At 64.6% G+C, this 26,293-nt stretch carries 25 protein-coding genes; 11 read left to right on the forward strand and 14 right to left on the reverse strand.

Annotation, left to right across the window (positions count from 1 at the left end; all coding sequences use genetic code 11):
* Positions 1–68: 68 nt before the first annotated feature.
* The 5 genes from QMG72_RS06795 to QMG72_RS06815 form a co-directional block, all read right to left on the reverse strand.
* Positions 69–1,130 carry a PEP/pyruvate-binding domain-containing protein gene (locus QMG72_RS06795; protein ID WP_283480093.1) on the reverse strand — a complete coding sequence of 354 codons (1,062 nt, stop codon included), beginning with the start codon at positions 1,128–1,130 and terminating at the stop codon, positions 69–71.
* Positions 1,131–1,135: 5 nt separating this feature from the next.
* On the reverse strand, positions 1,136–2,413 hold the full coding sequence (locus tag QMG72_RS06800; protein ID WP_283480094.1) for a cytochrome P450: 1,278 nt from the start codon (positions 2,411–2,413) through the stop codon (positions 1,136–1,138).
* 157 nt (positions 2,414–2,570) lie between these two features.
* Complete coding sequence (locus QMG72_RS06805) at positions 2,571–3,365, reverse strand: IclR family transcriptional regulator (RefSeq protein ID WP_226773516.1); 795 nt, start codon at positions 3,363–3,365, stop codon at positions 2,571–2,573.
* A 111-nt stretch (positions 3,366–3,476) separates the two neighbouring features.
* Entirely contained in the window at positions 3,477–4,451 is a 975-nt protein-coding gene (locus tag QMG72_RS06810) for an aldo/keto reductase (protein WP_283480095.1), read from the reverse strand.
* Positions 4,452–4,749: 298 nt separating this feature from the next.
* Positions 4,750–5,535 carry a GNAT family N-acetyltransferase gene (locus QMG72_RS06815; RefSeq protein ID WP_226773491.1) on the reverse strand — a complete coding sequence of 262 codons (786 nt, stop codon included), beginning with the start codon at positions 5,533–5,535 and terminating at the stop codon, positions 4,750–4,752.
* Between the two features lie 46 nt (positions 5,536–5,581).
* On the opposite strand from QMG72_RS06815, the gene QMG72_RS06820 reads away from it, so the two are divergent.
* From QMG72_RS06820 to QMG72_RS06835, 4 genes are all read left to right on the forward strand, one after another.
* On the forward strand, positions 5,582–6,067 hold the full coding sequence (locus tag QMG72_RS06820; protein ID WP_283480096.1) for a tetratricopeptide repeat protein: 486 nt from the start codon (positions 5,582–5,584) through the stop codon (positions 6,065–6,067).
* Between the two features lie 104 nt (positions 6,068–6,171).
* Positions 6,172–7,023: a hypothetical protein gene (locus QMG72_RS06825; protein WP_282359449.1), complete on the forward strand. Its 852-nt coding sequence runs from the start codon at positions 6,172–6,174 to the stop codon at positions 7,021–7,023.
* 387 nt (positions 7,024–7,410) lie between these two features.
* Positions 7,411–8,025 (forward strand): hypothetical protein, encoded by a 615-nt coding sequence (locus QMG72_RS06830; RefSeq protein ID WP_283480097.1) that lies wholly within the window; start codon positions 7,411–7,413, stop codon positions 8,023–8,025.
* Positions 8,026–8,124: 99 nt separating this feature from the next.
* Positions 8,125–8,805 (forward strand): haloacid dehalogenase type II, encoded by a 681-nt coding sequence (locus QMG72_RS06835; RefSeq protein WP_226773486.1) that lies wholly within the window; start codon positions 8,125–8,127, stop codon positions 8,803–8,805.
* 82 nt (positions 8,806–8,887) lie between these two features.
* Here QMG72_RS06835 and QMG72_RS06840 read toward each other — a convergent pair whose 3' ends face one another.
* The 8 genes from QMG72_RS06840 to QMG72_RS06875 form a co-directional block, all read right to left on the reverse strand.
* Positions 8,888–9,826: an ABC transporter substrate-binding protein gene (locus QMG72_RS06840; RefSeq protein WP_396021217.1), complete on the reverse strand. Its 939-nt coding sequence runs from the start codon at positions 9,824–9,826 to the stop codon at positions 8,888–8,890.
* Positions 9,827–9,942: 116 nt separating this feature from the next.
* Positions 9,943–10,281: a hypothetical protein gene (locus tag QMG72_RS06845; RefSeq protein WP_283480098.1), complete on the reverse strand. Its 339-nt coding sequence runs from the start codon at positions 10,279–10,281 to the stop codon at positions 9,943–9,945.
* Between the two features lie 69 nt (positions 10,282–10,350).
* The gene (locus QMG72_RS06850; RefSeq protein ID WP_283480099.1) at positions 10,351–10,491 is read right to left on the reverse strand and encodes a hypothetical protein; all 141 of its coding nucleotides are present in this window, start codon (positions 10,489–10,491) and stop codon (positions 10,351–10,353) included.
* Positions 10,488–12,335, reverse strand: a complete 1,848-nt coding sequence (locus QMG72_RS06855; RefSeq protein ID WP_283480100.1) for a glycoside hydrolase family 15 protein — start codon at positions 12,333–12,335, stop codon at positions 10,488–10,490. Before QMG72_RS06855 ends, QMG72_RS06850 begins: the two co-directional genes overlap by 4 nt.
* A gap of 180 nt (positions 12,336–12,515) precedes the next feature.
* On the reverse strand, positions 12,516–13,544 hold the full coding sequence (locus QMG72_RS06860) for a DUF2891 family protein (RefSeq protein ID WP_283480101.1): 1,029 nt from the start codon (positions 13,542–13,544) through the stop codon (positions 12,516–12,518).
* Between the two features lie 23 nt (positions 13,545–13,567).
* On the reverse strand, positions 13,568–14,539 hold the full coding sequence (locus QMG72_RS06865) for a DUF979 domain-containing protein (protein ID WP_282359443.1): 972 nt from the start codon (positions 14,537–14,539) through the stop codon (positions 13,568–13,570).
* Positions 14,536–15,258 (reverse strand): DUF969 domain-containing protein, encoded by a 723-nt coding sequence (locus tag QMG72_RS06870; protein ID WP_282359442.1) that lies wholly within the window; start codon positions 15,256–15,258, stop codon positions 14,536–14,538. Before QMG72_RS06870 ends, QMG72_RS06865 begins: the two co-directional genes overlap by 4 nt.
* Positions 15,259–15,427: 169 nt before the next feature.
* Positions 15,428–16,105 carry a GntR family transcriptional regulator gene (locus tag QMG72_RS06875; RefSeq protein ID WP_283480102.1) on the reverse strand — a complete coding sequence of 226 codons (678 nt, stop codon included), beginning with the start codon at positions 16,103–16,105 and terminating at the stop codon, positions 15,428–15,430.
* Between the two features lie 101 nt (positions 16,106–16,206).
* On the opposite strand from QMG72_RS06875, the gene QMG72_RS06880 reads away from it, so the two are divergent.
* Both QMG72_RS06880 and QMG72_RS06885 read left to right on the forward strand, forming a co-directional pair.
* Positions 16,207–17,136 (forward strand): ABC transporter ATP-binding protein, encoded by a 930-nt coding sequence (locus QMG72_RS06880; RefSeq protein ID WP_282359440.1) that lies wholly within the window; start codon positions 16,207–16,209, stop codon positions 17,134–17,136.
* A 132-nt stretch (positions 17,137–17,268) separates the two neighbouring features.
* Positions 17,269–18,453 (forward strand): ABC transporter permease, encoded by a 1,185-nt coding sequence (locus QMG72_RS06885; RefSeq protein WP_502934653.1) that lies wholly within the window; start codon positions 17,269–17,271, stop codon positions 18,451–18,453.
* A gap of 428 nt (positions 18,454–18,881) precedes the next feature.
* Here the strand turns inward: QMG72_RS06885 and QMG72_RS06890 are convergent, their stop codons facing one another.
* Positions 18,882–19,466 carry a sigma-70 family RNA polymerase sigma factor gene (locus QMG72_RS06890; protein ID WP_282359438.1) on the reverse strand — a complete coding sequence of 195 codons (585 nt, stop codon included), beginning with the start codon at positions 19,464–19,466 and terminating at the stop codon, positions 18,882–18,884.
* 213 nt (positions 19,467–19,679) lie between these two features.
* On the opposite strand from QMG72_RS06890, the gene QMG72_RS06895 reads away from it, so the two are divergent.
* The 5 genes from QMG72_RS06895 to QMG72_RS06915 all read left to right on the forward strand — a co-directional run bounded on the left by QMG72_RS06895 (position 19,680) and on the right by QMG72_RS06915 (position 26,290).
* Positions 19,680–20,294 (forward strand): TetR/AcrR family transcriptional regulator, encoded by a 615-nt coding sequence (locus QMG72_RS06895; RefSeq protein ID WP_282359437.1) that lies wholly within the window; start codon positions 19,680–19,682, stop codon positions 20,292–20,294.
* 619 nt (positions 20,295–20,913) lie between these two features.
* Positions 20,914–22,236, forward strand: a complete 1,323-nt coding sequence (locus QMG72_RS06900) for an ABC transporter substrate-binding protein (RefSeq protein ID WP_283480105.1) — start codon at positions 20,914–20,916, stop codon at positions 22,234–22,236.
* Positions 22,237–22,284: 48 nt separating this feature from the next.
* Entirely contained in the window at positions 22,285–23,238 is a 954-nt protein-coding gene (locus QMG72_RS06905) for a carbohydrate ABC transporter permease (RefSeq protein WP_396021216.1), read from the forward strand.
* Positions 23,235–24,185, forward strand: coding sequence for a carbohydrate ABC transporter permease (locus QMG72_RS06910; protein WP_283480106.1), 951 nt, complete (start codon positions 23,235–23,237; stop codon positions 24,183–24,185). Before QMG72_RS06905 ends, QMG72_RS06910 begins: the two co-directional genes overlap by 4 nt.
* Positions 24,182–26,290, forward strand: a complete 2,109-nt coding sequence (locus QMG72_RS06915) for a beta-galactosidase (RefSeq protein ID WP_283480107.1) — start codon at positions 24,182–24,184, stop codon at positions 26,288–26,290. The genes QMG72_RS06910 and QMG72_RS06915 overlap by 4 nt, the downstream gene beginning before the upstream one ends.
* Positions 26,291–26,293 lie beyond the last annotated feature (3 nt).

Raw genomic sequence — 26,293 nt, forward strand, 5'->3', positions numbered from 1 at the left:
GGCGGTCCTTTCAGTGCGGGCTCGGCGTTGAGCCTGGGTGAGGGAGCGGGATAGGGGGTCAGGACTTGTTAGGTGAGCTGGCGGGGGCTGAGTCCGCTGAAGTAGCCGCCAGCGGCAGCAGCCGACGGGACACTCGGCTTGGAGGAATGCACCGTCTCGGGGCGGGACTGGAGCAGGAGCAGGTTTTCGCCGTCGGGCAGGTCGCCGTCGAGTGCCCATTCGATGTCCTGCGGGCACTTGTAGTGCTTCTCCGCGCGCTTGGCCATTTGCGCGACGGCCGCGAGTTCGTCGTCGCTGAGGCTGCGGCGGCCGCGGCGTTCGGCATCGACCTCCCGTTCCACCAGGCGACCGGCCGCGGCGTCGGGGACGAGTTCGGCGTGCTTGTCGCCGAGGTGTTCGAAGATGACGGCCAGGGTGACCTTGTCCAGCATGATGTTGTCCGGGGTGACCTGGCCGGAGACCACCATTTCGCCGACCCCGTAGGAGGAGTCGATGGTGATCTTGGAGCGGTCGCCGTTGGTGGGGTCCATGGTGATCGCGACGCCGGAAACACGGGCGTTGACCATCTTCTGCACCACCACGGCCATCGACAGGCCCTCGTTGGGGATGTTGTTCCGGAGCCGGTAAATGATTGCGCGGGAAGTAAAGAGCGAGGCCCAGCACTGCCTGATGTGCTCGGTGACGGCCTTGACGCCGTCGAGCCAGAGATAAGTGTCCTGCTGGCCGGCGAAGGAGGCGTCCGGGAGGTCCTCGGCCGTGGCACTGGACCGCACGGCGACCGGGACCGGCTCCTCAAAGCGGGACATCAGGGCGTTATAGGCTCCGACGGTGAGTTCGCGCATCGCCTGCGGCACCGGGCGGGAGCAGATGTCCTCGCGGATGGCGGCGGAGACCTTATCCACCTGGCCCATGTCCCCGGGATCCAGATCGGCAAGGAGCTGGTGGATATGCCGGGTGATGCCTGCTTCTTCCATAAACGCATCGAACTGCGCGGTGGTGACGACGAAGCCGGGAGGAACTGGCATGCCGGCGGAAGTCATCGTGACCAGGGAGGCGCCCTTGCCGCCCAAGTTTTCAAGTTTCGGCTCGATGCCGCCGTCGAAGAACTGGATGTATTCGTTGCTTTGCATGTTTTTTAGGCCTTCCAGCTGACGGGGACGGTCTCGGGGACGCGGAAGGAGAGGTTTTCGCGGAAGGTGGTGTCATCCGGCCTCTCCAGCTGCAGCGCGGGGGCGAGCCGGGCAACTTCCTCGAGGGCGATTTTGGCCTGCAGCTTGGCGAGCATATTGCCCAGGCAGTAGTGGATGCCGAACCCGAAGGACAGGTGTTCGCGGGCATTGGTGCGGGTGATGTCGAAGTCCTCGCCGGAGCTGAACTTGCCCTCATCGCGGTTTGCGGCGCCCATCAGGAGCAGCAGCTGCGAGCCTTCCTCGATCGCCACCCCACCGACTTCGGTGTCTTTGAGGGCTTTGCGCCGCCACCCGACAATCGATCCGGCGTAGCGGAGGACCTCGTCGATGGCCGCAGGGATCGTCTTGGGGTCTGCTACGAGCTGCTTCCACTGCTCGGGGCGGGCCAGGAGTTCACGGAGGGCGTTGGAAATCAGTGTGGTGGTGGTCTCGTGGCCGGCGAAGAGCAGGCTGTAGAGGACGGAGGCGATCTCGTGGTCGGAGATCTCGGCGCCTTCCTGCTGCGATTTCACCAGGTCGGCGGTGAGGTTGTCACCGCCTTCCTGGTGGGCCACCCTGACCAGGCGGAGGCATTCCTGCCAGTACTCCACGAGGTTGTGGGCGTGCGGGATCTGTTCCTCGTCGCTGAGGTCGCCCCAGGTCATCGCGGCGCGGGAATCACTCCAGCGTTTGAAGGTGTCCACCTGGGACACCTCCGCTCCGATCAGGGTCAGGATGGTGATGGTGGGGACGTCGTAGGCGAGGTCCCTGACCATGTCGCCGCGGTGGTCCGGGCTGGCCAGCATCTTCTCCAGCAGTTCGACGACGTTCTGCCGGATAAAGGGTTCCAGCGCCTTGTAGCGCCGGGGAGTGAAGGCCTTTTGGACCACGGCACGGATGCGGGTGTGCTCCGGCGGCCGGCGGGCGGACAGGCCCGAGTAGGCGGTGAAGCCGCCGTCTTCCATGATCTTCTTTGCTGCGGCGCCGCGTTCGCGGACGGGAGCCTGGGCATTTTCGCTGGAGAAGGTCTGCCAGTCGTCGAACACGGCTTTGATGTCGTCGTAGCGGGAAACAACGTAGAGGCCGATCCGCTCGTCGAACATCACCGGCTGCTCGGCCCGGAGTTCGGCGTACGCCGGAAACGGATCCTTCATCTGGAACGGCTCGTAGCCATGGTGCCCGGCGGGGGCTTCGGCGCCGTGACCATAGGGGCAGCGGCCGGCCGTTTCTGTCGACGATGACATCTGGGCTCCTAGATTTTTGGTCCCGCCGGCAGCGGCAGTGCTTGCCGGGGGTTCTTATTCATCAGTGTGGCCCCGATCACCCGCGCCGGACAGGACTGGCTTCCACTCAGTGGAAGCCAGTTGTCTTCCGTCCCGGTGCGACGGCGACGGCGACGGCTCAGGCCGTGCCGGCGAAGTTGCTGCCGAGCAGCGTTTCCAGCGGGATCCGGGCCGTAGCGCGCTCGATCTGAGCGGCGATGCCCCGCAGGACGGGCAGGTGCCGGGTCATCGTGTCGGCCTGGCTGGTGGGCAGAACCAGTCCGATCGAGGCGCCAATCCGGCCGGTATGGAAGACCGGGACGGCGATCGAGCAGGAGCCCAGCCGGACTTCCTCCAAGGTGGTGGCGTAGCCCTGCTCGCGGATCCGGGTCAGCTCCCCGGACAGCTTCCTGGGGTCCACGTGGGTGTGGGCGGTGTGCCGCTCCAGCTGCCGGTTCAGGTAGGCCTCGCGGACCCAGTCCACCTCGAAGGCCAGGATGACCTTTCCGACGGCGGTTGCATGCATGGGCAGCCGGCCGCCGACCCGGGAGGCCCGCGGGACCCGCCTGGAGCCGTAGACACGATCGATGTAGAGCACCTCATGGCCGGCCCGGACCGCCAGGTGCGCGGTTTCGCCGGTGAGCGAGAACAGATCCTGGACGTAGGGACGGGCCGCATCGCGGAGCTGCCGACCGGTGTTTTGGGCCAGTTCCCAGAGCCGGATGCCGAGCTGGTAGCGGCCGTTGGGCTCGCGGGAGAGGAGCCCCCAGTCGGTGAGTTCGTTGACCAGGCGGTGGGCAGTGCTCAGCGGCAGCCCGGACTTTTCGGCAATGTCGGTGAGGCTGAGAGCGCCCCGGGACTTTTCAAAGGCTTCCAGGATGGCGAGGACCTTCGAGGTTACGGTCCTGCCGGGTTCGCGGCTGCCGCCGGCCATCATGACCTCCTCGTCGCGGGCTCAGGGCCGGCCGTCAGCTGGCCGTTCCCTGCCCGGAATCGAGTCTAATCGGCACTGGCCCCGGCACGCTCCGAACGAGCCACGGCCCGCCTAGACATCGATGGTGTCCATGTTCGGGTACCTCGCTCCGGCTGCCGCCCCGGCCGGAGCCAGTTCGTCGAGGCGGGCCAGGTCGTCGGGGCAGAGTTCGACGTCGGGAGCGCCCAGGTTTTCGAACAGACGTTCGCGCTTCTTGGTGCCCGGGATGGGAACAATATGCTCGCCCTGGGCCAGCAGCCAGGCAAGTGCCAACTGCGCCGGAGTGCAGTCCTTCGTATCCGCCAACTCCTTCACCCGATCCACGAGCTGTAAGTTGCGGGTGAAGTTTTCGCCTTGGAAACGCGGGGAATGCCGGCGGAAATCGTCCGCCGCAAAGTCGTCAGGGCTGCGGAATTGACCGGTCAGGAAACCTCGGCCGAGCGGGCTGTAGGGGACAAAGCCGATGCCAAGCTCGGCGAGGACCGGGATTATCTTGGTCTCGGGCTCGCGTTCCCACAGCGAATATTCGGTCTGCAGGGCCGTGATCGGGTGCACCGCATGTGCCCGGCGAACGGTGTCCGCGCTGGCTTCGGATAACCCCAGGTGCCTGACTTTTCCGGCCTGAACCAGCTCAGCCATGGCTCCGACGGTTTCCTCGATCGGGGTGGCCTTGTCGACGCGGTGCTGGTAATACAGATCGATATGGTCCACGCCCAGTCGCTGCAGGCTCGCGTCGCAAGCGGCCCGCACGTAGTCCGGGGAGCCGTTGATGCCGACCCAGGATCCGTCGGCCCGGCGTTCGTTGCCGAATTTGGTGGCGAGCACCACGTCCTCCCGACGGCCGGCAATAGCCCGGCCAACAAGCGCTTCGTTTGTGAACGGGCCGTACATGTCAGCCGTGTCCAGCAGGCTGCCGCCGGCATCGAGAAAGGCCTGGATGGTTGCGATGGACTCTTTTTCCTCGCCACGACCGTAGAACTCGCTCATGCCCATGCAGCCCAGCCCCAGGGCTGAGACGGTGAGTGAACCGAGAGTGCGGGTTTCCATAGATTTCTCCTCAGTCAGATCGGCATGGCGGCCACCGGCGTCCCGTTCCGGAACCTGATGGGACTTGTGTCCCGGCTGCGGGACGTCGCCCAGGTGGCAGGTGGCCACTCTAGGCCCATCCGTCCTGGGGTACAACAAAAGTCCGATTCGGCTGCGCTTGCGCGGTCCGCTGCGACTCGCGTCCGGTCGAATCGGCGCGTCCGGTCGAATCGGCGCGGCGGACGAAGCAACAGCACAGCAAAGCAGGCCCGACGTCGGCCGACCGCAGAGCAGCGCTCTCGGACGGGTTTTCTTCGCCTCAGCGCCGCCAGCGGTACGGCGTCGTCGTCGACACCCGGAGCAGGCCGTAGCGTTCCAGGATCGGCCGTGAATATTCGGTTGAATCGCTGTGGATGAGCGTTTTGCCCAGGGTCAATGCGGCGCGGGCCCGGGCCGCGGTGAGAGCGCGGTAGATGCCCCGGCCGCGCCACTGGCTGAGTGTTGCCCCGCCCCAGATTCCCGCGAAGTCAGTGCCTGACACCGGCTCGAGGCGGCCCGCGCTGACAATCAGCCCCTGATGTTCGGCGACCCACAATTCCATCCCGTCGCGGCGAGCCATCCGACGCAGGACTGCTGCAGCGTTTCCATCGGAGACGGGACTGCCAAAAACCCTGTCCTGCATGGCGTTCATGGCCCGGATGTCCTGTTCCTCGGTCACTTTTCGCAGGCTCACACCTGGTGGAAGATCCACCTCGACGCTCAGTTCGCTGGCCGGCCCGATCATAATCGACTCGGTCTCGTCGGGCTCGAATCCGTGCTTCAGCAGCGCCTCGTGGAGTCCGGGCGCATGATCGTGACCGCGGGTTTTCCATTCGATCCGCACAATGGCCGGATCGCGGCGGTAGAACGCCAGCGCTTCGGCCACCCATCGCGCGATCGTCTCGGCGCCGGCCCCAGCAAGGTCTTGGTAGGTGACGAAACCTCGTCCGCCCTCGAAGGTCACGAGCCGCAAGGGTCCCAGCCGCTCCACGGCGGCCGCGCCGGGGGTCTCCGCGTCCGTGCGGAGCTGCTGGTCGTACCTCTTGAGGAGTCCTGAAATCGCCATCGCTCCACGGTACAGCGGCCGGAGGGGGCGCACGTAGGATCGGCACATGACAATTGACGAGTGGGAGCGCAGCGTAGCCGCATTCTGGACGGCCTTCGAGGCAGCACCGAGTGACGCCGACGACGTCATCGAGGAACTGGACGAGCTCGCTGCGGCTTCGCCGGCAACCGACGGCCGGGCAGACTTCGAACGCGCCTGTATCCGCGATTCAACCGGCCGGACTGCAGATGCCGTCTCCTTCTATGACTCCGGGCTTGCTGCCGGGCTCGACCCGATCAGGCGGACCCGCGCCTGGGTGCAAATGGCCAGCTCCGAGCGCGCACTCGGACACACTGACGAAGCTTTGAGGATCCTCTCCCGCACCGACCCGCACGCCTTGGGCGGAGCCCCCGGCGCGGTGCGGGCCCTGGCCCTGCGGGACGCTGGCCGGCACGACGAAGCCCTCCGGGTCGCACTCGAAGCACTCATTCCACATCTGCCGAGGTATCAGCACTCCATCGCGAACTACGCGAGGCTCCTTACAGACGGCTAGCGCCGAACCGGCAACTCCTCCCGAAACCGCCACAACCGGAGGGTATCCCCCACGTCCGTGGACGAAGGCCCGTTGCCGGCTCAAGCGGGGTCCCGGACGGCATAATGGCGGGACCGGCATCCCGCCAGCAGAAGGTGCCGGCAACGGCGGGCAGGGACACGGCAGCAGCTCTCCTGATCGGGCTCCTGGCGGGCATCCTCGGCCTGGCGCCGTGGCTGATCACCGGCGCACGCCTGCCGCTGCAGAACCTTTGGGGCTCGCAGCTACTGCCCGGACAGATGCCCCTGGCCCTTCTGCCGCTTAGCCAGTACGAAGCCACCACACTGGTGTCGTTAATGACCACGGGCGCTGCGGCAGCCGGCCTGGCGGTCCGGCGCTGGTCCCCGGCGCGCCGTCGCCTGGTCACATGGTGCGCCGCCGGGGGCGTACTTCTGGTGCAGGCAACAGCAGCGATCCAGGCATTTAATGTGGTCGGCGAGGGCTTGGCGCCCAGTGCGTTGTCACGCCTCTACCTGGCTGGCCTGCTGGCTGGAGTGCTGGCCGCAATCGCCGCCGGGCTGGTGTTGCTCTTTCTCCTCGCAGCCCGTTCTCCGGCCTTGGTCGCGTTGGGGGTTGGCCTTGCGGCCGTTCCGTTTGTGTCCTGGGTGGCCTCCGCAGCTGCCGAAGTGGCTGGGGTGGCCAACGCTCCCGTATGGCTGACCTTGCTGTGGCGCTGGTTCCCCGCGGTGCTGGTCGGCGTTGCCCTGGCGTGGTGCGGGCTGCGCCCTGCGGTCCGCGCTGTGGTGTGGGTGGTGGACCTGGGCCTGCTCTGGGTGGTCCCCGCAGGGTTCACAGCAGTCAGCAGCGTCCTGGGCACACGGGTGCTGGGAGGTGACCTCGGGCGCATGGCTTTCCCCAACCTCCGGGTTAGAAGATCCTCGGGGCCAGCCGGGGACCTGTCTAGACTGGCCCAATGAGGTCGAATTGGGGGATCTTTCGCTCTGCCGCCGTGCTGGTGGCTGCTGCCCTGCAGTTGACCGCCTGCGGCAGCACCGACGTCGTATGCCCTGCCGTCGGGTGGGTCAGCACCATCACTCCCTTCACCATCCGCAGCACCCTTCACCTCAGCCCGGACAGCGATCAATTCCTGGTTGTGCACCGTCCGGGGCCAATTGCCCGAGGACGTAAAAACTCGTGTGCTCACCCAAGACGGCACCTTGCTCGCCGGGCTGGAATCCCGGCCGGAATGGACCAGGGCGGGTGGGTCGGAAGAATGCGGCGGTCCCATGACCACACCGCCCATCACCCTCCAGCTCCCGCACCGGCAGCAGTAGCAGCCTTGCCCGCCGACGAAAGGATCAGCCATGACCTTCTTTCAGGACTTCCCGGTACCGCCCACTCCCCCGCGCGGGCGGGCGGTGAGGTACGTCCCGCCGGTCTGGGCCGGCGCCCCGCCCTACGAGCTTCCGGCGGTTGTCCAGATCGGTCAGTTCCTGCACCGGAGCCCGACATTGGTGATGGCAGTCAAGAGCGCCGATGTCTTTTCAACGGGTTGTTCGTTCGATATGTCATGGACCATCCGCCGGGGCGACCAGACCGATGCGGAGTGGGCGGATCTCAACGACGTGTTTTTCCGGCCCGGATCCGGCCCCCGAAGGGGCTCCGGGGGAGCTTCGATGCTGCACTTCGGCGCGGCTTTCCCTGACGGCTCAAAGTCCAGCACCAGCGCGCATCCGCACGGATTCTTCGAAGGCCCCGGGGAGCCTGCTCCGCCGGTCCTCCTGATGCGAAACGGAGGCGGGAGCGGCGGCGACGACGAGCTCTCCGGCTCCGGCTCGCTCTGGCTCTGGCCGTTGCCACCCGCGGGGAAACTTCGGCTGGTTGCCGAGTGGAAAGACTTCGGCCTGGCAGAGTGCTCCATTTTCCTGGACGGGTCCCGGCTGCGTGACGCCGCTGCCGGAGTGCAGAAATTCTGGTGAGCTGCGCATCGCAGCGCCCGGGCACCCGCCTGCGGCACCCCCCGCCGGGAAGGCGGCAGACTGGGTCGGGGGAGCTGCACACGACCACAAGGAGAATCCATGACCACCGCAATCTCAGTCATCGTCTTTGACGTCAATGAAACCCTCTCTGACATGTCCGCGATGGGGGGACAATTCAGCGACGTCGGGGCGCCGGCTGAGTTGGCCAAGCTCTGGTTCGCGACCCTGCTGCGTGACGGCTTCGCGCTTACAGCCAGCGGAGACAACGGATCGTTCGCCGCGATCGGGGCGGAGGCACTTCGGGGACTTCTGACCGGGGTGGAGCTAAACCGCCCAATGGACGCGGCGGTCGACCATGTTATGGCCGGGCTGACCGGTCTCAAGGTACATCCGGACGTCCCCGCGGGGATTACAGTCCTCGCCGCTGCCGGGTTCCGGCTGATCACCCTCAGCAACGGCTCTGCCCGGATCGCCGCGAAGCTGTTCAGTGGGGCTGGGATCCGTGACGAGTTCGAGGCGCTGCTCTCGGTCGAGGATGCGCCGGCCTGGAAGCCGGCCCGCAGTTCCTACGACTATGCGGCTGCCGCTTCGGGCGCCGCCCCGGCGGACATGCTGCTGGTCGCCGTCCATCCGTGGGACATCCACGGCGCAGCCCGTGCCGGGCTGCGCACCGCATGGCTAAACCGGTCAGGGAGCAGCTACCCGGGCTATTTCGAGTCGCCAGATTTTACGGTCAATGCCCTGACCGAGCTTCCCGGAGTGCTGGCCGCAGCGCACTAAAAAAGCAGCGCCGAGCCCCTCAGCTGAGCTGGCCCGGCGCTGCTTGCGGGTCGCAGCCCGGGGCACGGACGCGACGATGCTTCTAGCCGGTAAATCCTTTATCTTTGAGCCAGGCGGCAGCCGCATCCCGGGGGTTTACCTTCCGGTCGCCGGAGACTTCCTCGTTCAACTTCAGCAAGTCCGCCGTCGTCAGAACCCGTGACACCTTGTTCAGCACTTCCGTGCTCTTAGCGTCCAGCCGGTCCTTCAGCGCCAGCGGCACCACCTGTTGGGCCGCGAAATTGTTCAGCGGATCCGCCAGGGAAACCAGCTTGTTCTGGAGAATCAGCGGTGAGGTGCTGAAGACATCGGCGGCCTGGATCCTGTCATCGAGCAGCGCCCGGACTGTCACCGGCCCGCCACCGTCGCTGAAGGGGACGAATTCCTTAGGCTCGCAGCCGTAGTTCGCTTTGAGCCCCGGGAGGCCCTGGGGCCGTTCCTTGGCTTCCGGCGGCATACCGAGCGCAATCTGATCACACACCTTCCCCAGGTCGGCAAGAGTTTTGAGCCCGAATTTCGCCGCCGTCGCCTCGGTGACCACGATGGAATCCTTGTCCTCCGCTTGGGCCGCTTCGAGCACTGTCAACTCGTCGGGCAGCTTGCCGGGGAGTGCTTTCATGACGTCGTCGGCACTGGCAGCGGTAGCGTTCTTGTCAACGTAGCGGAGCAGATTGCCGCTGTAATCGGGGACGACGTCGATCGACCTGTCCTGCAAGGCCCGCACATACACCTCACGGGAGCCAATTCCTGGCTTCGTCGACGCGGGGATGCCAGCCGCGTTGAGCGCACCCGCGTAAACCTCGGCCAGCGTCTCGCTTTCCGGGAAGTTTGCCGAGCCGATCACCAGGGCAGCCCCCGGGGTGCTGCTTCCCGAAGGCCGGTCATTGTTCAGCGGATCATTTCCGGCGCCGCAGGCGGCCAGCGAGAGCGCGAGCAAAGTCCCCGCTGCCAGCGCGACGGTCCGGGCCAGTGGTTTCATCATGTTCATGTTCCTCATTCTTGAACCCGGCCGGTTCCGGGCCGAATTTTTCGTCCTGATGCGCCTGCACCCGCAGGACCATGGTACTCAGCACCGTCCGCAACTGCGGCAATGGCGCCTCAAGGATGCATTGGTCCGGGAACGCCGGCCGGGCTGACGGGACGCAGTGGCAGCATTTTGCGCGAGCCCGCATTTTCTGCCGCGTCCAGGGTCGGGTGCTGGACGCAGGCGGGGACCAGCCGCCCGGTGTCAGGGTGACTCATTGAGTACATGCAGGAGCCGAGCCGTTCCTGGGTCTCCCGCGTTTTCGGGTCCTCGCTGGCCTCGCCGCGTTCCATCATCGCCCAGGCGGGTGCGACGTCGGCGGCGTCCATGATAGCCGCGGCAAAGACCACGGCGATGCCGGCTGCGAAGCCAAACACCACCCCGGCGGCAACCGACATGACATTCTTGGGCACCGGCGCCAGCGTCAGGACGGCATAGGCCAGGATGAATACGGCAGGTCCCCATCAACCCGTGCTGCCGAATTAGTTCCGGATTTCATCGACCGACGGTAACGGGAACAGCAGGGCTGCCGCCGCCGCGGCAGCCACCAGGGCAAGCAGCGGGCCCAGCCGCAGGCCGGCCCGGAGCCGGCTGCCCGCAATGGGTGCGTTCGCTCCCCTCATGTGGCGTCTCCGGGGTCCCCGATGCGCGCCCGTCCCTTGTTCTCGGCCGTGTGAATGGCCCAAGCGGCGTTGATCAGGCCGATATGGCTGAAAGCCTGAGGGAAGTTGCCGAGCAGCTCGCTGCCGTCCGGGGAAACTTCTTCGGCCATCAGACCCAGATCGGTGGCAAAGCCGGAGGCCCGTTCAAAAACGGCGCGGGCACGTCCGGTCTGTCCGGCCAACGCCAGTGCGTGCGCCAGCCAGAAAGTACAGATCAGGAACGTGCCTTCCTCCCCGGACAGCCCGTCGTCCCCCTGGTAGCGGTACACCAGGCCACGGCTGTCGGTGAGCCGTTCATCGATGGCGTTGATCGTGGCCAGCATCCGCGGGTCATCGGCGGGGACAAAGCCGACGATGGCAAGCATCAGTACGGACGCGTCGAGCTCTTCGGAACCGTACGCCTGCGTGTAGGCATGGGCGTGGTCGTTCCAGCCGTTCACGCGAATCGAGTCGGCAAGCCGGGCACGCGCTTGGATCCACTGCGGCACCCGGTCTTCGGCGTCCAGGACCGCGGCGAGGCCGATGGCACGGTCCACGGCGACCCAGCACATCAGTTTCGAGTGCAGGTAATGCCGGGGGGCACCGCGGACCTCCCAGATGCCCTGGTCGGTCGACTGCCACAGTGATGCCGCGGTGTCGGCCGCCCCGGCCAGGAACTTCCGGGTTCCGGGCTCCATCGCAGTGAGGTACTCAGGAAGGGTGGCTGCCGCGTCCAGAAGTTCGCCGTACACATCGAGTTGGCGCTGGTTCCAGGCGCCGTTGCCCACCCGCACCGGGGCACTGTTGCGCCAGCCCGGAAGGTGGGCCAGTTCCCGCTCGGACAAGTCCCGTTCGCCGCCGATGCCATACATGATCTGCAGCGTCGCGTCGCTGTCCGGCCGGCTGGCCGAGACCGTCGCGAGGAATTGGAAGAACTTTCCGGCCTCATCCGGGCACGCAGCCACCCAGAGCGCCTGCAATGTCATACTCGCATCCCGGATCCAGGTGTAGCGGTAATCCCAGTTCCGGGTTCCGCCGGCCACTTCCGGAAGTGAGGTCGTCGCTGCGGCCACGATCGCGCCGGTCGGAAAGTAGGTTAGGGCCTGCAGGATCCGACCGCTGGTAGCCACCAGATCCTGCCAGGGCCCCCCGTAACTTTGGTGCAACCGCGACCAGCTGGCCCAGCCCTCCAGCGTGTCCTCAAGCCGCCGCGCGATCTCCTGCGGGTTCCAGAAGGCCGGCAATCCGGCGCCGGAGTCCTCGTGATGGAGGCCGAACTCCAAAACGTCGCCGGAGCGAAGTACCGGATTCGCCCGGGCAGTACCGTCCACCAGCTCGAAAGGAACCGTGGTGGACAGGGCCAGGATCCGGGTGCCGCCCCGAACCGTGACCCCACCCTCGACCCGGGCCAGCTCCGGCACGTCCCGGCCGTAGTCCGGGCGGGGAGCGAACACCACTTCCAGTTCGATCTCCCCGCTGCAGCAGACCACATGACGCAGCAGCGTACCGGGCGCCCCGGCACCAAGTTCGTGGCCCCGGATCCCGTCCCCGAGCGCCAACGCGTCGGTGACCGTAACGATTCCCGCGGACGTGGTGTGGGTCGTCTCCAACACCATTGTGGGACCCAGGTAGCGCCGCGTCGAGGAATACGGGGCAACAGGCCGGATTGACCAGGAACCGGCAGCCTCGCCCAGGATGCGGCCGAAAACGGAAGGGCTGTCGAACCGTGGAAAGCATAGCCATTCCACCGAACCGGCCCGACTCACCAGCGCCGCGGAGCTGCAATCCGAGAGCATGGCGTAGTTTGCGATCGGTTCGTTGCTCATCGGTGCCCCTGCCTAGTAGCCAACCCGGCCCGGCTCCGCATGTGTGGAGCCGGGCCCCGGAAAACCGCGGGCGGTTGCCCGTCGTTCTACGACTATCGGCAAGGCCCCGGTCCGGGCTCTGCAAATGATGACACACGGCAGGGCGCCTGGCCACGGCCGTGCCGAAGCATTGTGAATTTCCTACTGTGCCGAGGCCAAAGCGTCCCACGCAAAACTGGCGAGCCAGTGGCTGGACATAAACTCCTCGGTGCTGACGGAATCCATGCCTGCGGCCAGCAATGGCATCGTCGCGACGTCGAGAACCCGGGCCGCTGCGCCAGTTCCCTGCGCTGCCGAGAGCGCTCGGCGGATTCTGATCAGCTGGCCGGCGCGGGTCAGGTTTAACCCGTTGAGGTGCGCCAGATACCCGTCCGACTCATCGGTGACAGTGGCTTTGGCAAGGATCCTGTCATCCGGCGCGAGACCCGGCAGGAACGCTGCAAACCACGCGGCAAAGGCATCCGCGTCGAGCACCCGGGCCATCAGGTCGGCCTCGCTCAAACCGGCGGACAGGAAATCCTGCCCGCTCATTTCCCACTCCCCCGGCCATCCGGCGTCGTCCCTAAACCAGTTCAGTGCCGCTCTCTCACAAACGGCGGCAGCCTGGTCCCTGCCCAGGGCGCGGAAGGCGTCCAGCATCATGCCCAGTCCGAACGCGGCATTGGTATGCAGGCCATGCCGGACCGGGAACTCCGCTTTGGCGGTCCAGCCGGCCACCAGGGAGGCGACGATGTCCACCAGCGGATCCAGGTTCTTGCCCCATTGCCTGATCTGCGCGTCCCGGGAAGAGGCGGCAGCAGCAGCGAGCCGAACCAGCCAGGCCCAACCGTACGGACGCTCCCAGCTGGGGTTCGCCAGCAGGTAAGCACCTTCGACGGCGAGGTTTTCAGCGGTGAGGTTCGCTGCCAGCACCGCCCGGAGGGCGCTGTCACGGTCGGCGTCGAGACCATGCTCCACCAGGACGACGCCGAGCCAGCTCATGTGCACCGAGGAATGCCAGTCGAAAGAGGTGTAGAACGCCGGGTGAAGTTCCTGCGGGCTGGCCCGGTCCGCCAGGGACGTTTCCACGTGGTGGGAGGCGTAGGGATACGCTCGGGTCAGGTTGTCCAGGACGATGTCCGCGTAGGCCTCGGCGAGGTGGTCCATTTGTTCCGTGGGATTCAGGATCATGCGCGCTCCTTTGAAGGGCAAAGTCAGTTGAAGGCCAGGAAGTACATCAGTGCTGTGTTGGCGCCCAGCAACGGAATTGCCGTGGCGATCTGGGCCCTGATGACTCCGTATTTGTTTTTCATTTCCAGCAACGCTGCCGGGACCAGGTTGAAGTTGGCGGCCATCGGTGTGCACAGCGTCCCGCAGAAGCCCGCCAGCATGCCGATCGCGAAGATGATCGCTGGATTCCCGTGGAAGCCCTGGACCAGGACCGGCCAGCCGATGGCGGCTGTCATGATGGGAAACGCGGCGAAGGCGTTGCCCATCAGCACCGTAAAGAGGAACATCCCAACGGAGTAGACGATCACGGCAGCAATCAGCGAACCCTCCGGAAGTATGCCTTTGGCCAGCGTGCCCACCGCCGTGCCGACGCCGGCCTTGGTGAACAGAATGCCCAGCGTGGAGAGCATCTGCGGCAGCAGTGCTGCCCAGCCGATGGACTCGAGAATGCGGCGCCCTTCGAAAATCGGGGTCAGCTTCTGCTTCGGCCGCAGAATAACGACGGCGACGACGGCAGCCGCGACGGCACCGACGGCCAGTGCCACGAGTGTTGTGTTGGTGGGATCGAAGATCGGTTGTCCACCGATCTTCAGCACCGGAGCGAGCAGGACAATGATCACCGTCACCACCGGCAGGACGAGCGCCGGGATGAAGAGCCTGTTGCCGAACCGGGTGGCGGATACGGCGCGCTCTGTCATGCTCGTGGTCCTTGCTTTGCCATCACCAAGAGGTCCCGAGCTGGCAAGAGTCACCAGCACCAGCACGGCCACGCCCAGGATCCACGGCGGCGCGGTGCCAGCCTGGACCCAAGTGCCATAGAAGAAGCACACACCCAGCAGTCCCCAAAAAGCCGCACTGCCCCAGCGCTTCGGATGGGTCGTATCGCGGGCAATCAAGAATGCCCAGGCAACAAAAAGAATGCCAATCAGCCAGAAAACAGCTTCAACCTTGATCATGCGTTGCCTCCGACAGTGGCGCTCTGGGCGGTCTTCGCTGCTTGTTGGGTTGCCTGGACGTCCCGGTCCAGCTCGCGGTCGAGCCGCAAGAGACGGAACCCGTGGATCAGGAAGGCGATCACGGCGGACGGGATAGCCCAGATGGCCAACTCAAGCGGCTCCAGGTGGAGCCCGTATGTCGCGTCCACGAAGGTGGTGATCAGCAGGATCGAGCCTACTGCGACAAAAATGTCCTCGCCGAAGAAGACACCGACGTTGTCTGCTGCAGCGGAGTGGCCCTTGATTTTTTCCCGTACCTTCTCCGGAACCTCGCCGTACCGCCGCAGCGCGGCGCCTTCCGCCATCGGGAAGACCAATGGCCGCACCGTCTGCGCATGGCCGCCGATCCCGGTCAGGCCGAGGGCAGCCGTGGCTTGGCGGACCAGGAGGTACCCCAAAAGGACACGCCCGGCCGTGAGCTTGGCGAGCTTGGAAATCAAAGTCTTCGCCTGCTCCTGGAGGCCAAACCGTTCGATGATGCCGATGACGGGAAGGACCACAACAAAAATCGTGACCGACCTGCTGCTGGCGAAACCGGAACCAAAGGCGTCGAGGATTTGAAGCGGCGTCAGTCCGCCGAGAAGGGCCGTGATGATGCCTGAGGCGGTAACAACAATCAGTGGGTTCATTCGGATGGCAAAGCCGACGATGACCAGCAAAACTCCGATTAGTACGAGCATATCCATCCATCCCCGCATGGATCAGGTCCGATCTGCGGACGCGAGTAGTTATCGTGGCATGGCCGAGCCGGCCCGTGCCGGGAAGGTGGTCCCCGCAAAGTGATGCCCATCACCGTGATCCACAGCCTAGGGATTTGTTGAACAATACGCAAGGCGCCGCAGCGCCCGGCTAATCGGTCATGGCCTCGAGCAATTGAGCCTCGGCCCGGTCAAGATAGCGGCGCACGAATTCCGCGGCAGCGGCATTGTCCCCGGTAGCCATCAACTCAATCACGTGCGCGTTGTCCGCCACGTAAGGCTCGTGGAATGCCGGATCGGATCCCATCGAGTGGAACACCAGCCGCATTTCCGCCAAGACCTGCTCCATCAACAAATCAAGCCGCTCACTTGCCGCCCGCGCAACCAACGCCCGGTGGAATTCCTGATTGGCTGCCGCCATCCCGTTGACATCCCCGCTGGAACTGGCCAGCTGGGCCGCGGCCACAATTACCCGCAACTCATCCAGCGGCGCTGGTTCCTGCCACAGCACGGCTGCAGGTTCAATAAAGCGGCGCACACGGTAAATTTCACGAACGTCTGCCGCGGACGGTCTGGCGACAAAAACTCCGCGGTTGGGAATGCGGGTAATAATATGTTCGGCGTTCAGCGCGGTGAACGCCTCCCGGAGCGTGTTCCGGCTGACACCCAGGGCATCACCCAGGGCCTCCTCGGATAACTTTGTGCCGGGCGCGAGCTCGCCGGCAGCTATCCGCTGACGCAGTTGGGCTGAGATCCACACACCTGTGTGGGAGTGGGTTGAGCCCTTAGCCATCCGGCGAAGGGAATCCAGTACCGCTTCGAAAGTCATGGCGCCAAGCCTAGTTGGCAGTCTGGGCACCGTTGGCACCGGCCGGCCCCGCGCCGAGTCGTGGCCACCCTGCCATAACGGGTCCGGTTAGAGTGGTGTGCATGACGTTGGGGGACGCGGCGGAGCCGCTGGTACACATCCAGGATTTTCAGATGGACTTCGGGGACACAACGGTCATCAAGGACCTCTCCTTCGATGTTCGGGCCGGGGAAACTTTCGGGTTCCTGGGCAGCAACGGTTCGGGCAAGACCACGACGCTGCGGGCACTTCTGGGGATTTACCAGCCGACGGCCGGGATCCTCCACATCGGGGGTAAACCTTTCGCCCCGCAGGACGGTGCCCGGCTGGGGTACCTGCCCGAGGAACGCGGCCTGTACAAAAAGGAGTCCGTCCTCGATGTGATGGTGTACTTCGGCCGGCTCAAGGGCCTGGATAAATCGCGCGCCAAAGCCTGGTCCCGGGAGTATTTGGACCGGGTCGACCTTGCTGACAAAGCCGGCATGCGGCTGGACAAGCTCTCCGGCGGTCAGCAGCAGAAAATCCAGCTCGGTGTGACCATCATGAACGATCCGGAGCTGTTGATCCTGGACGAGCCGACCAAGGGTTTTGACCCGGTGAACCGGCGCCTGCTGATGGACATCATCGAGGAACAAAAACTCGCCGGCGCGACCGTCATCATGGTCACCCACCAGATGGAAGAAGTCGAACGGCTCTGCGACCGGGTGATCTTGCTCAAGGACGGGACGGCCCGGGCGTACGGAACCGTTGCCGAGGTCCAGGAACAATTCGGCGGGACCCTCTACCGGCTCTCCTACGACGGGGTCCTTCCCGCCTCGGCCCTGTACGACGTCGTAGCCAACACAGGGACCAATGCCGAGCTCTCACCACGCCCCGGCTGCGACGAAACCGCCGTCCTGCGCGAACTTATCGATCACGGCATGGCCGTCCGGTCCTTCACCACCGCGAGAACGTCGTTGGATGAAATCTTTATCAAGGTATACGGCGAAGCCCACACGATGGCGGAGGCATAACACCCCATGACACATCCCACGGGCACTAAACCCTCCCCCGCTCCCCCGCCCCGGCCGGGGCCGGTCCCGCCGAAGCGCCCCTTCGCCCAGCACAACCTCGGCACCGTCATCGGATTCGAATTCACCCGCACCATGAAAAAACGCGGATTCTGGATCGCCACCCTGGCGATCCCGGTGGTGCTTGCGATCGTGTTCGCGCTAGTCTTCCTCAGCAACTCCTCCACCGCGGCCAGCGCCGACGCCCAGAAGACCGCAACAGTGTCCTTCACCTACAGCGATGCCTCCGGTCTCATCACTCCGCAGATCGCCACCGCCATGGGCGGGACGAAAGCCAGCGATCCGGCTAAAGCGCTGCAGGACGTCAAAGCCGGGTCTACAGATGCGTATTTTGAGTACCCCGCCGAGCCGGCCACCCAGCCGGTTAAGGTCTACGGGACGGACAAAGGGATCTTCGAAAACGGCAAGTACGACGCCGTCGCCAAGCAACTCCTCACCGCCTCGGCCCAAGCCGCCGTCGGCTCCCCCCAACTGACCGCCGCGGCCAGCGGCAATGTGAAAACTGAATCCCAAGCGTTCAAGGACGGCCAGCTTGCCGGCGGGCTAGGCTCCGTCGTGCCGCCGTTGATGTTCCTGCTGATCTTCTACGTCTCGATCATCCTGCTCTCCAACCAGATGCTCAACAGCACCCTGGAGGAGAAGGAAAACAGGGTTACCGAAATGATCCTCACCACCCTGAACCCGACCACCCTGATCGTCGGCAAAGTCGTGGCCTTGTTTATGGTCGGCCTTCTCCAAATCATCGTCTTCCTCGCCCCCATCGCTGTCGGCTATCTCTTCTTCCGCGAAAAGCTCGCCCTCCCCGATTTCGACCTTTCCAACCTCACCTTCGAACCCGGAACCATGATCGTCGGGGCACTTCTGCTGCTGGGCGGGTTCACCGTCTTCACCGGCGTCCTGGTCGCGATCGGCGCGATCATGCCCACGGCCAAGGACGCCGGCAGCATCTTCGGACCGCTCATGGGCCTGATCTTTGTACCCTTCTACGCCGTCACCCTCATCGTCTCGGACCCGAACGCCCCCATCGTGCAGATCTTCACCTACTTTCCGCTCTCCGCCCCGATCACAGCCATGCTCCGCAACGCCTTCGGCACCCTTAGCCCGCTCGAAGCAACAATCATCATCGCCGAACTCTTTATCCTCGGATTCCTCATCCTCCGCCTCGCCGTCCACCTCTTCCGCTACGGATCCATCCAATACTCAAGCAAACTCTCCATCGCCGGAACCTTCCGCAAACGCAATTCACTTGCCCGGAAATGACTCGGAGGAGCCGGAAGAAACTTGTTCCGGCTCCTCCGTTGTTATTGCCTCGACAGCAGTTCCGGTACTTGGCCCGGCGCCGGTGCCGGCAGGGGCTTGCTGCTGCGGGTGTTTCGTCCTGGCTGGGCGGCCCCTGGAGTGCCGGACGGCACTCTGACGGCGCCTGCCCGTCGGATGGACCCACAGCGTGTCCAGGGGCTTTATGGCTCGGATTCGGACTAGTGGCGGGCTTCGGACTTGGTACCGCGCCCTGGAATGGGCTGGAGCCGGGACCTGCGTTGCAGATCTGGCTTGACGCCCCCGCCCCCCGGTCGGTCGGTTACCTGCAGCAGCTGCAGCGCCGGCTGGCCTGTCTGTGGGCAGCCGGCGGTTCGGGACGAACAGAGCCGTCCGCCACCCCCGTGGCAGGGGCTCCCGCGGGATTCCCGCTATGCCGGCTCCAGCTGCGTCCTGAGCCTGTGGAGGCCGTCCCTGATCCTGGACTTGATGGTGGCAAGGGGCACGGAAAGCTCCTCCGAGATCTCCCGGTAAGTAAGCGACCCGAAGTAGGCCAGGACGATGGATTCCCGCTGAAGTGCTGACAGGCATGCCAGCGACGCAATGAGGACCCGGGCTTCCATCTTTGCTGTCACCGCTTCGAGTACACCGTCGTAGGCACCGGGCACGCTCGCAGCCCAGCGGTCGTCACGGTTGCGGCTGCTTTGGCTAGACCGGACTTTGTCAACGGCCCGCCGGTGCGCAATGGTCATCAGCCAGGCTGTTGGGGTCCCAAGCGCCGGCTGGTACTTCGCCGCGTCCTGCCAGACCACGAGGAATATTTCCTGGACCACTTCCTCGCTGAGCTCACGGTCGAGGACAACCCGCTGGACCAATCCGGACACCTGGCGGGCCGTGTGTCGGTAGAACTCATTAAAGGCCAGGTGATCGCCGTGGGACGTGCGCACCAGGAGGCCGGCCAGGAGATCCCGGGCTTGGTGGGTCCGGGGAGGTACGTCCTGCTCTAAACGGTTCATGGCGCCTTCAGCTTTCGGCCCGAGAACCACGAGCGGGGTGAGGGGTTGCGCCCGGGCCTGCGGCCAAAGCGCCCTACTCTCGGTACTGACGGTTACAACAGCCGTGGCCGGATCGCTCCATACCAACGTAGAACGCTGGTTCTCACTTCATAGGGTTTACCATAGAGAACGATCGTTATCTAGGCAAGCGGGGTGTTGGAAAGGGTGGTTGAGGTGACCACAGCAGAGCGTGCCGCGCCGGCGAACCAGCCCGCCGAACGGCCGGATGACGACGCGTCCCGAGAGAAAGTCATTGCCGCCGCCGCAGTGCTTTTTTATGCCCGGGGCTTTACTGCCGTGGGAATGGACGAACTCCGGACCGAATCGGGCGTCCCGCTCAAGCGCCTTTACCGCTTGTTTCCGTCCAAGGAAGCCATTGTGGAAGAAGTCCTGTTCGCGTGGGAGCGTATGTGGACGTCCGGGGTGACGGCGCAGGTTGAATCGACCCAGGTGCCCCGCGAGCGGCTGCTGGCTGTCTACGACTTCCTGGCCAGCTGGTTCACTTCCGAGGGATTCCGGGGGTGCGCTTTTATCAACTCCTTCGGGGAAGTAGGCGGTGCCTCCGGAAATATCACCGACATCGTCAGGAAGCAGAAGAAACACTTCCAGGACTATCTGGCTGAACTGGCGGAGGACCTCGGCGCCCCCGCATCGCTGGCCCCGCAACTGGCCATCCTTGCCGAAGGCGCCATCACCACTGCGGCAATAGCCGCCAGCGCCGAGCCCGCGCGCCAGGCCCGGGCGGCGGCGGAGATCCTGATCGACGTTGCGCTCCGGGACACCCCCTAGACCGTGGACCCCGGTCCCTGCTTCCAGAACCCTGCAGGGAGGACCACCACCGGACGCGCATGCCCAAATCGAAATGGCTTGATCTTTGCCGGAGCATCGACGACCACACAGCTTTGACGGCCCGGCCGCGGGCAGCAGACGTCGCCGGCGTTAGCGCAGGATTAACCCCGCCAGGGAACACTAGCCTGGCGGGCCTGGCATTTTGGTGCCCGCCCCCATCGACGAGCCGGTAAAGGTCCCGGTCAAACGGTTCCGACAGACCCATGACTTCGGCTCGGACTCGGCCGGGACCATCACAGTTGACTCTATTGAGCTTGCGGCTCCTTTCGCGGGGCTGATCACCAGCGCCTGCAGAGCCTGCCCATCCGACGACTGAACCGGAGCGCGTCCCCCGGTCGGCGTCCCACTAAGCAGGGGCGTGCGGATCTCCCCAGGCCGGATCCGTGGTTAACCTGCGGCCCGGCACACCCACCCCGCACCTCGGCCGCCATCGACTCGCTTGCCTAACGACCTGACATAAATTGTTCCCTTTGGTCACTCGACGTTCCTTATTGTGCGTTTATGATAGATAGTGATGTGAGTTACTTCACACGCCAGCCGTTATTTCAAAGGAGAAATCATGACCATGCATGAAGACGCACTGCGCCGGGCTTCCAGCCACGGCGGCTGGGACCGGCGGACTTTGCTGAAGACATTCGGTGCCGGAGCAGTCGCCATGGCCGGAATTCCCCTGCTCACAGCCTGCACCGGCGGCAGCGCCCCCGCCGGCGGCAGCAGCGGCAGCTCCTCGCTCTCCTTTGGCTCGGGCTCCTCCGACGAAGTGCCCAAGGCTGCCTACAAGGCAGTTACGGATGCGTTTACAAAAAAGTCCGGCGTTTCCGTCAACACCAACGTTGTTCCGCACAACGATTTCCAGAACAAGATCAACACCTACCTGCAGGGAAGCCCCGACGACGCCTTTACCTGGTTCGCAGGCTACCGGATGCAGTACTACGCGGATAAGGGCCTGCTCGCGCCAATCGACGACGTCTGGGAGAAGGTCGGAGCCAACTACTCCGACGCCATGAAAAAGGCGTCCACCGGCAGCGACGGCAAGATGTACTTCATTCCGAACTACAACTATCCCTGGGGATTCTTCTACCGCAAGAGCCTCTGGACCGAGAAGGGCTACGAAGTCCCCGAAACGTTCGACCAGCTGACAGCGCTGGCGAAAAAGATGCAAGGCGACGGGCTGATCCCGATCGAATTTGCAGACAAAGACGGCTGGCCTGCCATGGGCACCTTCGACTACATGAACATGCGCCTCAACGGCTACCAGTTCCACATGGACCTCACAGCCCACAAGGAATCCTGGGACCAGAAGAAGGTCAGCGACGTTTTTGACACCTGGAAGGCCCTGTTGCCGTACCAGAACCCCAACGCCCTTGGCATGACCTGGCAGGACTCTGCCAAGAACCTCGCCGACAAGAAGTCCGGCATGTACCTGCTTGGCTCCTTCCTGACCCAGCAGTACACGGACAAGGCAGTCGCTGACGATATCGACTTCTTCCAGTTCCCGGAAATCGCGATGGAAGGCCGCGACGCCGTCGAAGCCCCCATCGATGGCCTCCTGCTGTCCAAGAAGGGCGGCCAGAACCAGTCGGCTCGGGACTTCATGGCCTACCTCGGCACCCCGGAGGGACAAGACGTTTACGCCTCGGTCGACACTGCCAACATCGCCGCCGCCAAGGGCACTGACACGTCCAAGTTCTCGCCGCTGAACAAAAAAATGGCCGATGTGATCACCAACGCCAAGAGCATCAGCCAGTTCTTCGACCGCGATGCCCTCCCGGCCATGGCCAATAACGTGATGATTCCGGCCCTGCAGTCCTTTATCAAGGACGGCGCCGTCGACGTCAAGAACCTGGAAGCCCAGGCCAAAGCACTGTACGCCGCCCAGTAGCCGCCGAACGAAGACTCCCCCAACGAGCCAGATCGAGGAATCGTCTTAGTGAGTACATCAACCAACACAAACCCCGCCCCGGCGCGGCGCTCCGGCGCTGCCCCGGTGCGGCGGGTCCGCCGGCTGTCCCGCAGCGACAAGTGGGTCCTGGCCTTTATGGTGGGCCTGCCGACTTTGATTCAGCTGGTCCTTGTCTGGATTCCAACGCTGCTCTCCGCCGCGTTGTCCTTCACCCGATGGAACGGCCTGACCCTGGAGGACATCAAACCCGCCGGGGTGGACAACTATGAATTCATCGCCCAGAACTACCCGCCGTTCTGGCCCGCGGTGCAGCACAATGTGCTGTGGCTGATCTTTCTGGCGCTGATCGCCACACCACTGGGGCTGCTGCTCGCGATCCTGCTGGACCAGAACATCCGCGGCACCAAGATCTACCAGAGCATCTTCTTCACTCCCGTGATGCTCTCACTGGCACTGATCGGCGTCATCTGGCAGTTGTTCTACAACCGGGATACCGGCCTGTTGAACTTCCTGCTCGGAACCGCAGGAACGCCGCAGGCAGTCGACTGGTTCGGCGATTCGAGCGTCAACATCTGGGCTGCCCTGGTGGCCGCCACCTGGCGGCACGCCGGTTACGTGATGATCCTGTACTTGGCGGGGCTCAAGGGCGTTGACCCAACCCTGCGTGAGGCCGCCCAGATCGACGGCGCCAACGCCGTGCAGACCTTTTTCCGGGTGATCTTCCCGGCCATGCGCCCGGTCAACGTCATCATCATCGTCATTACAGTCATCGAGTCCCTGCGGGCCTTCGACATCGTCTACGTCATTAACCGCGGCACCAACGGCCTGGAGCTGATCAGCGCCCTCGTGGTCCAGAACCTCGTCGGCGAAGGCCAAGTGATCGGCGTCGGCTCAGCCCTGGCAGTCATCTTGCTGGTTATCTCGCTGGTTCCCATCACCTTCTACCTCTCCCGCGCATTCGGAAAGGACAAAGAGGCATGAGCATCTCCAATCCCTCCCGTCCCCACGTGGGCGGCAGGAAACTCCAGCCCACGGCCGCGAACCGCGCGGCAGGGCGCGCCGCCGGAAAACGAACATCCGCGAAGCGGCACTACGGAACCCACATTTTCCTGAGCGTTATGGCCATTATGTGGCTGATTCCGCTGGTGTGGACCCTCTTCACGGCACTGCGGCCGAAGGCAGACACCGACAAATACGGCTACTTCAGCCTCGGTGGCTCCTTCAGTTTCGACAACTTCGTGCAGGCATGGACGCAGGCCGGTTTCGCCCAGTACGCATGGAACTCCGTCCTGATCACGGTCCCCTCGGTCCTGCTGATCCTCTTCTTCGCCTCCATGATGGCTTTCGCCGTCAGCCGGGTGAACTGGAAGTTCAACATCACCCTGCTGATCATGTTCACGGCCGGGAACCTGCTGCCGCCCCAGGTGCTGGCCGCTCCCCTGTTCGAAATGTTCAAGCACTTCGAACTGCCGTACAGCATCAGCGATTCGGGCAACCTGCTCAATACCTACATCAGCGTCATTGCCGTTGATACCGCTTTCCAAATCGGCTTCGTCACCTTTGTGCTCTCCAACTACATGAAGGCGCTGTCCTCCGAGTTAACGGAGGCCGCCCTCGTGGACGGTGCGGGCATCTGGCGCCAGTACTGGGAGATCATCCTGCCGCTGTGCCGCCCGGCGCTGGCGGCCATGGGCACCTTGGAAGTGATCTTTATTTACAACGACTTCTTCTGGCCTCTTCTTTTTATTCAAAGCGGGGACCGGCTTCCGCTGACCACGGCCGTGAACAACCTCCAGGGCCAGTTCCTGTCCAACTACAACCTCATTGCCGCGGGCGCCATGATTACGGCGATCCCGGCCCTGATCATCTACCTCATGCTTCAGCGGCACTTCGTCGCCGGACTGACCCTCGGCTCCAGCAAAGGATGAATGTGAGCAGCAACCACAACGCCGCCATGGACTACATCACCGCCCGTCTCGGCTCCGAAGGGTCGCCGATGCTGGCCTTTGGCGGAGATTACAACCCCGAGCAGTGGCCCGAGGAAACCTGGGACGAAGACGTCCGGCTGATGCGCGAGGCCGGCGTCAACCTGGTCAGCGTGGGCATCTTCAGCTGGTCCCTGCTCGAACCAGCCGAGGGCAGCTACGAATTCGGCTGGCTGGACCGGGTCCTGGACCTGCTGCATGCCAACGGCATCCGGGTTGACCTGGCGAACGCCACGGCCTCCCCACCGCCCTGGTTCAGCCACAAGTATCCCCAATCACTGCCGGTGACGGCCGACGGCGTGCGGCACAGCTACGGTTCCCGGCAGGCTTTTGCCGCCTCAAGCCCGGACTACCGCCGCGCCGCCGCGGCACTGACCGAGCAGATCGTGCTCCGCTACAAGGACCATCCGGCCGTGGTGATGTGGCACGTCCACAATGAGTACGGCTGCCACAACCAGCCTGACTTCTCCGACGGTGCCGCTGCCGGTTTCCGGCGCTGGCTCGAACTTCGGTACGGCAGCATCGATGCCCTCAATGCCGCGTGGGGAACCTCATTCTGGTCCCAGCGCTACTCGGCCTGGGCGCAGATCCTGCCGCCCCGGACGTCCGGGACCTGGGTCAACCCGACCCAGCAACTGGACTTCGCCCGGTACTCCTCCGATGAGCTGCTCGAATGCTACACGGCCGAGGCGGCCATCATCCGCTCGCACTCGGGGCATCCAGTCACCACCAACTTCATGGGCTTCAACATGGGCCTGCACCAGCCCGTGGACTACTGGCGCTGGTCCGAGGAAATGGATGTGGTCTCCAACGACCACTACCTCATTGCCGAAGATCCGCGGAATTTCCAGGAGCTGGCGGCAACGGCTGACCTCACCCGCGGCTGGGCCAAGGGCAAGCCGTGGCTCCTGATGGAGCATTCCACCTCGGCGGTCAACTGGCAGCCCCGCAACATCGCCAAGGCGCCGGGCCAGATGCTCCGCAATGCCATGCAGCACGTGGCCCGCGGCGCTGATGGTGCGCTCTTTTTCCAGTGGCGGGCCTCGCGCGCGGGCGCCGAGAAATTCCACTCCGGAATGCTGCCGCACGCCGGCACGGACACCAAAGTCTGGCGCGAAGTCGTCCAGCTGGGACAGGCGCTGCGCAGCCTGGCCGAGCTCAGCGGTTCGGTTGTCACCGGCGCCTCCGGCCAGGTGGATGTGGCTATCCTGCACGACACCGACGCCCGCTGGGCCTCGGAACTGGACTCGCACCCGAGTGTGGACGCCTCGAACATCGCGGAAACCAGGCGCTGGCACGACGCCTTATACCGGGCCGGCGTTCCCACGGACTTTCGGCAGAGCACCGAGGACCTGGCCGGTTATCGCCTGGTGGTCGCGCCGATGCAGTACCTCGTCACCGACGCCGGGGCGGCAAACCTGGAAGCCTACGTCCGCGCTGGCGGCCATCTGGTGGTGACGTATTTCTCCGGTATCGTGGACGAAAATGACCACATCAGGCTTGGCAGTTACCCGGGGGCGTTCAGTGCCCTGCTGGGGGTACGGATGGAAGAGTTCTTTCCGCTTTGCGCCGGCGAAAGCGTCCGGCTCAGCGGCTTCGGTGCGGGCTCCTGCTGGAATGAGCTGGGGCGTACCACCACCGCCGAGGTCCTGGCGGCCATCGACGAGGGGCCGGCCGCCGGTTCCCCCGCCGTGACCCGCAACCACGCCGGAAGCGGCCGTGCCTACTACGTCGCCACAACACTCGCGCCGGCGGGCCTGGGCGAACTGCTTGGTCTCATCTGTGCCGATGCGGCCGTGCAGCCGCTTGTCCCGGATCTGCCGGCCGGTGTCGAAGTGACCCGGCGAAGCAAAGACGGAACAGACTGGACGTTCTGCATCAACCACGGAACACAGGACGTCCGGCTGCCGCTGGCAGGCGTTGACCTGCTTACCGGCACCGAGCTCGACGGCGGGCTCGGGCTGGAAGCCGGGGCCGTCGCCGTCGTCCGTTCCACCGCCCGGCAGGGCAGCCCCTCTGCCGCCAAGTCAACCCACTCAAGCCTGTAAGGA

Source organism: Pseudarthrobacter sp. PH31-O2, assembly GCF_030063265.1.
GTDB lineage: Bacteria > Actinomycetota > Actinomycetes > Actinomycetales > Micrococcaceae > Arthrobacter.